At 62.4% G+C, this 12370-nt stretch carries 8 protein-coding genes and 3 tRNA genes; 2 read left to right on the top strand and 9 right to left on the bottom strand.

The window, feature by feature from the left end; genetic code table 11:
- The 4 genes from AC1RTP_RS10195 to AC1RTP_RS10180 form a co-directional block, all read right to left on the bottom strand.
- Positions 1-671 (bottom strand): GTP-binding protein (locus AC1RTP_RS10195; protein WP_498607127.1); only part of this gene is annotated, 671 nt, incomplete at its 3' end.
- Between the two features lie 68 nt (positions 672-739).
- Positions 740-814: transfer RNA gene (locus tag AC1RTP_RS10190), tRNA-Thr, on the bottom strand.
- A gap of 22 nt (positions 815-836) precedes the next feature.
- Positions 837-910, bottom strand: a tRNA-Gly gene (locus AC1RTP_RS10185).
- A 50-nt stretch (positions 911-960) separates the two neighbouring features.
- Positions 961-1046, bottom strand: a tRNA-Tyr gene (locus tag AC1RTP_RS10180).
- 198 nt (positions 1047-1244) lie between these two features.
- Here AC1RTP_RS10180 and AC1RTP_RS10175 point away from each other — a divergent pair.
- Complete coding sequence (locus tag AC1RTP_RS10175) at positions 1245-4502, top strand: EAL domain-containing protein (protein WP_498607125.1); 3258 nt, start codon at positions 1245-1247, stop codon at positions 4500-4502.
- Positions 4503-4640: 138 nt separating this feature from the next.
- Here AC1RTP_RS10175 and AC1RTP_RS10170 read toward each other — a convergent pair whose 3' ends face one another.
- From AC1RTP_RS10170 to AC1RTP_RS10160, 3 genes are all read right to left on the bottom strand, one after another.
- A complete protein-coding gene (locus AC1RTP_RS10170; RefSeq protein ID WP_498607123.1) occupies positions 4641-6215 on the bottom strand; it encodes an HDOD domain-containing protein in 1575 nt (524 codons plus the stop codon).
- Positions 6216-6239: 24 nt separating this feature from the next.
- Complete coding sequence (locus AC1RTP_RS10165; protein WP_498607121.1) at positions 6240-7892, bottom strand: tetratricopeptide repeat protein; 1653 nt, start codon at positions 7890-7892, stop codon at positions 6240-6242.
- 101 nt (positions 7893-7993) lie between these two features.
- Positions 7994-9574 carry a DUF3369 domain-containing protein gene (locus tag AC1RTP_RS10160; RefSeq protein WP_498607119.1) on the bottom strand — a complete coding sequence of 527 codons (1581 nt, stop codon included), beginning with the start codon at positions 9572-9574 and terminating at the stop codon, positions 7994-7996.
- 146 nt (positions 9575-9720) lie between these two features.
- On the opposite strand from AC1RTP_RS10160, the gene AC1RTP_RS10155 reads away from it, so the two are divergent.
- Positions 9721-10212, top strand: a complete 492-nt coding sequence (locus tag AC1RTP_RS10155; protein ID WP_498607117.1) for a chemotaxis protein CheW — start codon at positions 9721-9723, stop codon at positions 10210-10212.
- Here the strand turns inward: AC1RTP_RS10155 and AC1RTP_RS10150 are convergent.
- On the bottom strand, positions 10209-11156 hold the full coding sequence (locus AC1RTP_RS10150) for a J domain-containing protein (RefSeq protein ID WP_498607116.1): 948 nt from the start codon (positions 11154-11156) through the stop codon (positions 10209-10211). The genes AC1RTP_RS10155 and AC1RTP_RS10150 overlap by 4 nt on opposite strands.
- Positions 11157-11168: 12 nt before the next feature.
- The gene (locus AC1RTP_RS10145; RefSeq protein ID WP_498607114.1) at positions 11169-12332 is read right to left on the bottom strand and encodes a class I SAM-dependent methyltransferase; all 1164 of its coding nucleotides are present in this window, start codon (positions 12330-12332) and stop codon (positions 11169-11171) included.
- Positions 12333-12370: the final 38 nt, after the last annotated feature.

Here is a 12370-nt window from a genome sequence, read left to right as displayed (position 1 = left end):
GAGATCGAGAACACGTCTTCCACAGGCATCAGGAAGGCGCCGTCAACTGCGCGCTCTGGGGTTGGGATGTAGGTGTCGAGGGCTTCAGCCAGGCGCTCGATGCAAGCTTCGCCCATTTCGCCAGCTTGGCCTTCCAGTGCCATACGTGCCGAACCTTTGATGATTGGCAGGTCGTCGCCTGGGAATTCGTACTTGGACAGCAGCTCGCGCACTTCCATTTCGACCAGTTCCAGCAGTTCTGCGTCGTCGACCAGGTCGCACTTGTTCAGGAACACAATGATGTATGGAACGCCAACTTGGCGGGCCAGCAGGATGTGCTCGCGGGTCTGTGGCATTGGGCCGTCAGCTGCGGAGCAAACCAGGATCGCGCCGTCCATCTGCGCAGCACCGGTAATCATGTTCTTGATGTAGTCGGCGTGGCCTGGGCAGTCAACGTGAGCGTAGTGACGGTTTGCAGTCTCGTACTCAACGTGGGCGGTGTTGATGGTAATGCCGCGTGCTTTTTCTTCTGGAGCAGCGTCGATCTGGTCGTAAGCTTTAGCTTCGCCGCCGAATTTCTTCGACAGGACGGTTGCGATAGCAGCGGTCAGGGTGGTCTTGCCATGGTCAACGTGACCGATGGTGCCAACGTTCACGTGCGGCTTAGTCCGCTCGAACTTTTCTTTTGCCATTTTAGACTCCTAACAAATGTGAGTTGCTGGGCACGCGCCCGACTAATCAGATGGATACTGCAGAATTCTGGTGCCCTTGACGTGGATTGAACACGTGGCCTCTCCCTTACCAAGGGAGTGCTCTACCACTGAGCTACAAGGGCTTATTTTTACTACTGTGCTGCATGGAGCGGGTGAAGGGAATCGAACCCTCGTCATAAGCTTGGAAGGCTTCAGCTCTACCATTGAGCTACACCCGCGAGGTTCCGACTTCTTTCGACTACAACTTCACTCAGCTTCCTGCAAGCTTTGGTGGAGGGGACTGGATTCGAACCAGTGTACTCATAAGAGGGCAGATTTACAGTCTGCTGCCTTTAACCACTCGGCCACCCCTCCGCGAAGGAACCGCAGAGTATGAAGCAACTTTCTTACACTGTCAAGAACGTTATTTGCTTATTTCGCAAACGCTGCATGACGTGCGCTTCGGGGCGAGATTGTAATGGCTACTCCTGCAAATTTGCAAGTGTTGTTTTTGCGTTGCACATTTTGCTTTAGAATCGGTCAACTTATCCCGTGCTCCGGAGCGCTTATTCTGTGAAGAATCCGTCCCCCAGCTGGCCACGCACATTGGCCGCCAACCTGCTGCTCGTGGCGGTTTATTCGGTTGTGGGCCGCTTCTGCCTCTACCTGTCGCTGGCCCCAGGCTATGCCAGCCCTCTCTTCCTGCCAGCCGGGATTGCGCTGGCCGCCGTCGTCACATTCGGGCCGCGCCTGCTGCCTGGTGTCGCCATCGGCGCCCTGCTTATCAATTTCCTGCCCCTGCCGGGCGCTCCTAATCCGCTCAGCCTGCCCCCCCTGCCGCAGGGACTCGCTGCTTTCGCCGCCGCCGTGGGCTCGGCGCTGCAAGCCTGGCTGGGCATGCTGTATTTCCGTCGTGCGATCCGTCCCGAAATCGGCGCCGGGCGCGACGTGCTGCGTTTCTTGCTGCTGTCGGTGTGCGTGACGCTGGTCAGCTGCACCGTGTCGAATGGCGTGGCCGTGGCTGTCGGTGCGATTGAACGCAACGGTTTGCTGACCAGCTGGCTGACCTGGTGGATTGGCGATGCCATCGGCGTGCTGCTGGCAGCCCCGCTGTGCTGGGTGATCTTTGGCCGGCCGCGCGCGCTGTGGCAGCGGCGCCGCCTGCTGGTAGGTTTGCCGCAAGTCCTGCTGGTGACGCTGTGCGTGTTGCTCTATGTGCTGGTGGCGCGCTGGGAAACGCGGCAGCACCTGGAAGGCTTCCGGCTCAAGGCGCAGCAAGTGGGCGACTTGCTGCAAGCGCGCTTCAGCGAACATGAACGCTATGTATTCGCCATGGCGCGCGCCATCAATCGTTATGGCCGCGTTATGTCGGCGCAAGGCTTCGAGAATATCGCGCACGGCTATCTCGACCAGCGGCCGGAGCTGCTGTCGATGGCGTGGCTGCGCCCGGTATCCGAAGCGGAACGTCCCGCGTTCGAGACCTGGGCGCGCGAGCAGATCGGGCCCGATTTCCGCATCATCGCTCCCTCCAGCGAGCCCGGCCACACGCACAAGCATGGCGGCCACGGCCATGCGGCACCCGCGGCCGGCGCGCATATGGTGACGCTTTTCATCGAGCCTGCTTCACGCCGCCACTATCTGGGCATGGACTGGCTGGCAGAGCCGGTGCGCGCCCATGCCGTACGCGATGCACTGCGCACCGGCAAACCGATTGTCAGCGCACCGGTCATGCTGTCGCAGCCTGGCGAAGGCAGCGGCGTGGTGCTGCTGCAGGCAGTCGATCCCGGCGATGGGCAACCGGCGGCCGGCATGCTGATGCTGGCAATGCAGATTGACTCCTACGTGACGGGGGCGCTGGCCGGCGCCGACTTCCCGCATTTGCAGGCGCGCCTGGTGGACCGCAGCCTGCCAGGACCGACCACGCTGGTCGACCAATTATCGCGCGCCCCGAACGATGACGACTATTGGCGCAAGCTCAGCTTTGGCGGGCGCGAATACGAACTGGTGCTGGCGCCCTCCGCCGCTTACATGGTGCACCAGCACGGCTGGCAGAGCTGGCTCGTGCTGAGCGCAGGCCTGATGCTGACGGGCCTGCTGGGTGCGCTGATGTTGCTGACCAGTGGCGAGCGGGCGCAGATCCAACTGCAGGTGCAGGAATCCACCACCCGCCTGCGCGAACGCGAAGCGCGCCTGCAAGCCATCCTCGACAAAGCCGCCGACGCCATCCTGACCATTGGCGCCGACGGCTCGCTGGTGTCGGCCAACGGCGCCGCCTGCCGACTGTTCGGCTATCCGCAGGAAGCACTGGTTGGCATGCCCTTGGCCAGCCTGTTGCCGGAAGCGGAAAGCGATAGCGCCGCACGCCTGCTGAGGAATATTGCCATCGGCGCGACGCATGAGCACGAGTCGAGCGGGCGCCGCCAGGACGGCAGCATCTTCCCCATCGCCGCTTCGGTGAGCGAAGTTGAGCTACCAGATGGCAACGTCTTCGTCGCCATCCTGCACGACCTGACTGAGCAGCAGCGTGCGCAGGAACGCATCTACAAGCTGGCCCACCACGACCCGCTGACCGGGCTGGACAATCGCCTGTCGCTGAACCTGCGGCTGGACCAGCTGCTGGCGCAAACCCGCCGCGCGCAAGGCGCGGCGGCCGTGATGTTCCTCGACCTCGACCACTTCAAGAAAATCAACGACACCCACGGCCACGCCACGGGCGACCAGTTGCTGGTCGCAGTGGCCGACCGCCTGCGCGACCTGCTGCGTGAAGTCGACACCATCGCGCGCCTTGGCGGCGATGAATTCATCGTTGTCACGGCAGGTACAGTCACACCGGCCGATGCCGCCCAGATCGCGCAGCGCGTTGTAGCTGCGTTAGCTGAGCCATTCCAGCTGTCTGGCAAGACCATCCACACCGGCACCAGTGTCGGCGTGGCGATGTTCCCGCCGGATGGCCACGACAGTGCTACCCTGCTGCGCCACGCCGACACGGCCATGTACGCCGCCAAGAGCCAGGGGCGCGGCAACTTCCAGTTCTTCGAAGCGGCCATGAATGCGGCAACGCATGAGCGCCTGCTGATGGAGAACCGTTTGTGGCAAGCACTGGAGCGCAAGGAGTTCGAGCTTTACCTGCAGCCGCAAGTGGAACTGGCCAGCCGCCGCGTGATCGGCGCGGAAGTGCTGCTGCGCTGGCACCATCCCGAGCTGGGCATGGTGAGTCCTGACCGCTTTATCCCGATTGCGGAAGAATCGGGGCTGATCTTGCCGCTGGGCGAGTGGGTGCTGCAGCAGACGGTGGATTTGCTCAGCCGTTGGGAAGGCTCGATGCGGCTGGCGGTCAACCTGTCTGCGCGCCAATGCAATGGCAGCGCCTTGCTGCCTTTACTTGACCGTCTGCTGAAGGAGAGCGGGATTGATCCTTCGCTGCTGGAGCTGGAAATTACGGAGTCGGCGGCCATGCAGGATCCTGAGCGCAGCCGCGATTTGCTGCGCGAACTGCGGGCGCGCGGGATCAAGGTGGCGATCGATGATTTTGGGACGGGGTATTCGTCGCTCAGCTATCTCAAATTGTTTGAGATTGACCGGATCAAGATTGACCGGGGGTTTGTGAAGGATATCGAGAGCGATCCGAATGATGCGGTGATTGTGTCTGCGACGATTGGCTTGGCGCATTCGCTGGGGCTGGGTGTGGTGGCCGAGGGCGTGGAGACTGAGGCGCAGCTTGAGTTCTTGCGCGGGAAGTCGTGCAATGAGGCGCAGGGCTATTTGTTTGCAAGGCCGATGCCGGTGGGGGAGTTTGAGGCTCTTGCTGGTAGCTTGCCCGAACCCGCCTGAAACCCCGTACGGTCTTACGGCCGCGGGGTTGGTTCCAGGCTTTTGACTTTTTGAAAAGATCAACGGCGCACAACCTACACATGCGGCCGTTGCGCTGACGGGGTCCGACCCTGCGGGTCGTACCCTGGTTTACCGGTTTTAGGGTGACAAAGCCGCCAACACCTGCGCCTTCAACGCCCGAATCAAGGAAGTCTCATCCGGCGGCACCCCTTCCGGCGCCGGCTGCGACCTATCAGCATAGAACAAGCCGAGCTGCACGCCCTGCACCACCAGCGGCAGCACGATAAAACTGCGCGCATCCGGCAGCAATTCCTTATGCCACTGCGGCAGCAGATCCTGGATCTTGGCCGTGCTCGCATCCGCGATCATCAGGTCCGCATCATTATCCAGCGCCAGATGGAACAAATCCTTCCCCTGCAAGGGAAACACAAAACTATCCTGCCGAGCCGCCAGCTTATCCCCCAGCGCAATACGCGCCCGGAACTGCCCCGACTTCGGATCCTTCAGGCACACGGTGGCGAAACGGAAACCCATGCTGCGGTACAAAGTCTCCAGCACCGCCTGCACCAGCTCGTTAACCTTGGCCTTGCCCTCGACCCGCATCTCCGTCAGCTCCTGCACGCCCGCCAGCAAACGCTCGCGCGCATCGTAAGGCTTGCCGCTTGGATAAGCGCCCTCCTTCGACCCTGAATCCAGGCTGGCCAGCGCCAGCACGCTTGGCAAGGAACCCCCAGCATCCGCCTCCGCCGCAGCTGGCTGCTTTTCCGATTCCGCATAAGGATCGCCTGGCTCACCATACTTGCCGCCCACGCCGCCATCCAGCTGCATACTGTTGAGCAAAGCATCCATGCCGCTGCGCGCACGCGTCAGCACAGCCGTGATCTGCTCGCGTTCCAGCCCCAGCGAGCCGCCGAAGCGCTCGCACAGGGCGCGCACATCATCGGATTTCACGCCGCCCATCCGGGTCAGCGCTCGCGCCGCTTCGATACTGAAGGTCACCACCTGGCGTATCCATTCCGCGCGGTCGGCCGGCGGACGCAAAACGCTGCCAAAGATCGGTTGCAGCGAGCGGATGATCACCTCGGGAATCTTCCATTCACGCAGCACGGTCGCCGTCAGCGTGTCATAAGTGCTGCCCAGGATCATTTGCGAAGCCTGGCCATGCGAATGCTCACCCGACTCGATCAGTGCATTGATTTCACGGAAGCGCTCATGTTCGCGCGAAGCGATCATCAACGGTCCGAGGTTCTTGAACAGCGCGCCGATGGAAGCTTCCTCAGCCTTTTGATACGGGCTGTAACGCGCCAGTTCGCGCCCCACCAGGCTGGCGCACAGCGCCGCCTCCAGTTCCACCCGCACGCTTTTCGCATGCTTGCTATTGGACATGGTATCCACCAGCATCATGGCCAGCGCCGTGGTCTTCACATTATCGAAGCCAAGCAGCGAAATCGCATGGGAAATGGTGGTGACCGGCGCGCCGGAAGCCTGGCGGAATTGCGGGGTATTGGCCAGGCGCAGGATTTTCTGGGTCAGCGCCACGTCGGACAGCACGTGGTAAGCCAGGCTTTGCGTGCCCTGGTCGTCCGAATCGGCCATTTGCACCACGCGCGCCATCGAAACGCCAAGCGCAAACAAGCCCTCGTCGTCGCTGCACAGTTTTTTCAGCAGGTAGGCGCGGACCGGGCGTTCTTCGGGTGTGTGGCTAGTGTTCATAGCCCATTGTAGCGCCAGCAGCTATCAGATCGCGAGGCGTACGCCAGACTCGCGCCGCGCAACAGGCCGGATGTTGTATTTCTTCAATATGTCCTGGTGCAGGCCGGCAAGTGCATTGAGCTTAGTGTTGCCCGGATCGAGGCGCCGCACCGTGGCAACCAGCGCCAGCGCATGGCGGCCCAGCTTTTCGTCCCAGCCCTCGTTCTCCAGGCATTTCAGGATAGCCACCGCCGCATTGAAGGCAACTTGCGCATTGTCCGGCAGCTTGGCGACGGCCTCCAGCATCAGATCCACCGCACCGCGGAAGTCGCCCTGTTTCGCCAGCGCGGCGCCTGCCGCCACCATCTCACCCACCTCGTTGCGGCTTTCATCGGCCAGGCGCTGCGCCAGTTCGCCGCGGCCCTTCTGTTCCAGCATGCGTACCGCGCGCGCCATGGCGCCCGGCGTAGCGGAGTTGCGCATCACGTCGCGCATGATTTCTGTGGCCTGCTCTTCCTTGCCCACATCCAGGCAGGTGCGCACCAGTTCCATCTTCAATTCATTCGACAGGCCGTTGGCCTCGCGCACGCCGTGCAGCGCCGAGTCGATCGACGCATTCATGCGCACCGTATTGCCAGTGAATTCATGCAGCGCTGCCGAAGCGATGGCGCTGCACACTTCGGTATTGGGCGAGCCGGCCATGGACTTGTCCAGGTCGCGGATCACGGCGGCCGCCTGCACCGGGTCGCCTTTCTTGACCAGGGTTTGCGCCAGCTTGGCGTGGTCTTCCGGCGTGCGGAATTCAGAGTAGCGGGTCTTGCTGACTACCTGCTTCATGGCGCGTTCGGCGCCGTCGACATCGCCCGCCTCCAGCGCCACCTCGCCCAGGCGGCGCAGGCGACGCACGGCGTGTGGCGAGAGCTCGACCGCGTTGCCCAGCACGGCTTGCGCTGCCGCCAGGTCCCCGTTCGCTTCATGGGTGCGCGCCAGCCAGTCGTAGGCATCGAGGAAGCGGCTGTTCTTGCCCAGCAGTTCTTCCAGCAGTTCGCGCGCCTCGTCATAACGGCCGCGCAAATACAGGGTCTTGGCCTGGCCCAGGCGCGCCCAATGCACCTGGCGGCCAGCCCACAGCTCGGCGTAGATGGGCTCGGCCAACTCCGGCTCACCGGCCTGGATGTGCAGCTCGGCGCGCAGTCGGCGGAAATCCATGGCAAAACGCGGCTTGGCCGCCTCGCCCGCCTCGCATGCTTCGATAGCGGCACGCAAGTCGCCCATCTCAACCAGCTGGTGCGCTGGCAGCAAGGCATTGCGGCGGTCGAGGGCGCGCGAGATTCGCTCCAGCATGGCGTCGGCGGCAAACGGCTTCAGGATGTAATCGTTGGGCATCAGCTCAGCGGCGCTGACCACCTTGCTGAACTGGCCTTCGCCAGTGACCATGAAGAAGATGGTGGTGGCATTGATCAGGCGGTGATGGCGCAAGTCTTCCAGCATTTGCTGGCCGTCCTGGCCGCCCTCGAGGGCGTACTCGCAAAAGATCAGGTCGTAGGTCCGGTGTTCCAGGGCGCGGATCGCCTGGTTGGAGCTGGCTGCGTCTTCAATACGGTCCAGCCCGCACAAACTCAGCATATTGTGCAAGCTGGCGCGCATGCTCGGATTGGGCTCGATGACCAGCGCTGTCAGACCCTTTAGTTCATTCATGGCTTTCGGCGTAGGACAAGGGCTGCCCTTATTTTATACGCGCCGTGTATTGTTGTGAGAATGAACGCGGCAGCGCGGCGCGGCTGCCTCGCTGCCATGTCTTAGGAGCTGTGTCCCAGGCCGGGCGTACGTTCGACGACCTCGTTCAGGGCTGCCACCACTTCCGGATCGAACTGGGTGCCAGAGCGGTCGCGGATATAAGTCATGACTTCCGGATAGGGCCATGGTTCCTTGTATGGGCGCTCGTGCAGCAGCGAGTCGAACACGTCGACCACAGCCACGATGCGCGCCGACAGCGGAATCTGCTTGCCCTTCAGCTGGTTCGGGTAGCCGCCGCCATCCCAGTGCTCATGGTGGCCGCCGGCGATTTCCGCACCATAAGTCAGGTAGCTGACGCCATCGACCATATTGGCCGCGCGTTCCAGCACGCTGCGGCCGACAGCGGCGTGGGTTTGCATCAGGGTGCGTTCTTCATCCGTGTGCGGGCCCGGCTTCAGCAGGATATGGTCCGGCGTAGCGACCTTGCCCACGTCATGCAGGATGGAAGCCAGGCCGATCATGTCGACCAGCTGCGGCGTCAATTCGTCGTCGTAAGTGCCGCGCTCCTTCATGCGCGCCGCGATGGCGGAGGACAGCTGCTGCACGCGCCGCACATGGCCGCCAGTGCAGCCGTCGCGGAACTCCGCCAGGTCGGCCAGGGCCACCACGGTGGCTTCCTGCGCCTTGCGCAATTGGCCGAACATATACAGGTTGTCGAAGGCCGCAGCGATACGCTCGCAGAACACTTCCAGCAAGTCGCGCTGGATCTGGGCCAGCGGCCATGGCGGCGTGACCGAAATCAGCACGTCGCGGTTTTCCTGCGTGTGGATATAAAGCACATTGGCTGGATGCTCAAACTGGCTTTTCTTTTCCTTGAAAGCCTTGTGGATGGTCGGCCAAAGCGGATGGTTATCCGGCATGCGCTCGGATTCCGCCAGCGGCGCGTAGCCGCCGGTGGCAGCTACCACGGTAGTCTCGCCGGTATCGACTTGCATCAGGCAGAGCACGCCGTCCGCTCCCACGTCGAGGATGGCGGACACCTGGTTCAGTACGCCGGAGGCGAACTCACGCAGGGAATGGATCTGGTAAAGGTTGGTTGCGCCGGCCAGGATCTTTCCCAGCCCAATACGCGAGCGCTCCAGCATATTCAGGCTCTCGTAAGCGCGCAGCGCCGAGATGACCGTGGTGAACAGCTTTTGCGTGGTGAGTTCGGTCTTGGCCTTGTAGTCGTTGATATCGTATTCGATGATCACGCGCTGCTCGGGCGCCTGGCCCGGCTGGCCGGTGCGCAGCACAACGCGCACGATGGAGTTATGCAGCTCTTCGCGGATACGGCGCGCCAGCAGCAGGCCGGCATCGTCGGTTTCCATCACGACGTCGAGCAGGACCAGGGCGATATCGGGCGTGTCGCGCAGGATTTCAAACGCCTCGCGGCCGCTGTAGGCCGAGAATAGCTCGAGTTCGCGTCCCTTGAAGCTGACGTTACGCAGCGCCAGGCGGGTGACCGCGTGCACGTCCTGGTCGTCATCCACAATCAGCACGCGCCACAGGCGCTGTTCAGGGGATCCGGCCGATGTTGGCTGCTTATCTTCTTCGTCTTCTTCCAGCAGCCAGTTATCATCGACGGCTTGGGGGTCCGCCATGAAGTCTCCTTGATTTAATTGCGCTAATCTTTACATCCAGCATAATCAGATTTGACTTAGCTAGCAATTAAAAATTACCCCCTCGTAAATCACTTTGCACTCTGATACGCTTTGACAACACAGATTTTGCTAAAGGAAAAAAAACCATGCAAGTTACTGCGCAAGAAGACGCTAGCCAAGGCAAGGAATTCCTGGCATTCAAGCTGGGCGCCGAGGAATACGGCATTGATATTTTGAAAGTGCAGGAGATCCGCGGCTACGAAGCGGTGACCCGCATTGCCAACGCGCCCGAGTTCATCAAGGGCGTGATCAACCTGCGCGGCATCATCATCCCGGTGGTGGACATGCGCATCAAGTTCAAGCTGGGCGAACCGGTGTACGACCAGTTTACGGTGGTCATCATCCTGAACATCAATGGCCGTGTGGTGGGCATGGTGGTGGATTCGGTGTCCGACGTGACCACGCTGATGCCGGACCAGATCAAGCCGGCGCCGGACATGGGCACGGCCTTCAGCTCGGAATACATGATCGGCCTCGGCACGATCGACGAGCGCATGCTGATCCTGGTGGACATCTACCGCCTGATGACCAGCTCCGAGATGGGCCTGAGCGAAACGCTGGCCGCCGGCGCTGCCTAACCTTTGTGCGCGCAGCCGTTCTGGCCTGGGCCGAGGTTCAAGTTCTGGTAGCGGATTTCGTATTTGCCGTTCGATAGCTGGTCGACCACCAGCTTGTCGTGCGGCTGCACATAGACGTAGCGCACATTGGAGCGACGCTCCAGATCGTACACCTTGATGAAGACCGCCGACGCGTTGGAGCTGTTGTCCAGCGTGAGCTGCATGTCTTCGCCTTTGTTCCCGACCGGGAAGCCTTCCACATAACCGGATTGCGCCGGCCATGGTTCGCCGTTCGGCGCGACCGGCGGCGCGACATCGGCTTCGCAGTCGACGGCTGCGCTGGGCAGAACCACCTGGGACAAGGCCAGCACTTTGATCGGCGGTGCCGCGGCGGTAGTTACCGATGGTTCCGGCGAGTAGGGCTTGGCGACGGCCCAGCCATCATCCGGGGTGACTTTTTCCACGCGCGGCGGGTGGATTTTCGGGGTGGCGGAAGCCGTGGCCGTCAACTCGGCGGGAGGCTTGCCGCCCCAGGCGCCGGCCAGTACGCTGGACATGGCGCGCGGCTCGGTCACCGTCAGCACGCCGCCCAGCCAACCGGCGGCAGCGGCGCCGCTGACCGTGCCCCAGAAGCGCCAGGATTTGAGGACCCGGCGCCGGCGCGGCAAATCGAGCTGGTCCGACCAGCCCGGTTCATGGGCTGGCTCATGCTTGGTGCTTTCCAGCCACTCGATTTCAAATTCTTCCTGGGTGATCCACTCATCGTGCTCTTTGCGGCGTTGCGGATCGGACAGCGTGCCATAGGCCGTGTTGACGATCGCCATGATGCGGGCCGCCTTCTCATCCCCGGGATTCTTGTCAGGATGATATTTCTGGCTCAGAGCCTTGTAAGCAGCACGTATGACTTCCTGTGGCGCGCCACGCGCGACCTTCAGGTTGTCATAGTGAGTATGTATCTTTCCCATCTCTCAATCATATTACAAACGGTGGCTGCGGTCGCTACGCAGAAGCCGCTCAGGCAACTCGACACCGTGGCCAATCACCAGCACCTTGAATAATTCTCCCATTTCGGCGGGAGAAAGCAATTTCTGCAGTGCGTTGGCGTGCGGCAGGTAGTTCAGGGCGTCGGCCGGGTCAAAGCGCTGCATCAGCTCGCCGATGCCGGCGCCGATCAGGAAACCGGCCTGGCTGTTGTAGGCCATGACGTCGGCGCCGGCGTCCTGGGCGGCCAGCGCCATTGCCGTGAAGTCGACGTGGGCGGTGATGTCCTGCAGGCCCGGCAGGTAGAACGGTTCGGGGTGGGCGTGATGGCGGTAATGGCACATCAGGGTGCCGGTGGCGCGGTCGCCCAGGTAGAACTCGCGGGCCGGGAAGCCGTAGTCGAACAGGAAGGCTGCGCCCTTGCCTTGCGCCAGCATGCCGGCCAAGGTGGCCATGAAGCCGCAGCCGGCGCCGTGCACTTCGGTGACGTAGCCGACCGGCAGCGCACCGGCGTCGGGAATCTGGCGTTCGACCTGCGCCAGCAGCGCGGCGTCGGCTGCCGTGAGGCGCCAGGCGAAGCGCGCGCCGCCCGCATCGTCGGCCGCTGCGGCCACATACAGCGACTGCCAGCCCTCTTCGGTCAGGGTGACCACGTCGACCGGCATCGCATCCAGCACTTCATTGCCGAATACGGCGCCTTCAAACGAGGCGGGCAGCGCGTCGAGCCAACGCACTTGCGGGAACTCGCGCAGCAGCTCCTGCTGGCGGGCGCGCAGTTCGCCGGACAATTCGACAATGGAATAGCTCTCGACCGCGATGCCGGCGCTCGCCGCCTCGGTCAGAATATCCTTGGCCAGCTTGCCCGTGCCGGCGCCAAATTCGAGGATGTGCGGCGCGCTTTGGTCCATAATAGCGGCTGCGGCATGCGCCAGCGTTTGCCCGAACAGGGCGCTCATCTCGGGCGCGGTTGTAAAATCGCCATCTTTGCCCAGCTTGGCGGCGCCGCCGCTGTAGTAGCCCAGGCCCGGCGCATACAACGCCAGCTCCATGAAGCGGGAGAACGGGATGGCGCCGCCTTGCCGTGAGATTTCATCGGCGATCAGGCGCTGCAAGGCTTGGGACGCGGCCAGCGCGTCAGGAGAAGGTGCTGGTAAAGACATGCCGGCATTGTAGCGGTTCAGCGCTGCCCGGCGCCATT

Source organism: Pseudoduganella sp. GW821-FHT11H04 (assembly GCF_058807935.1).
This window is presented reverse-complemented; position numbering and strand designations above follow the sequence as displayed.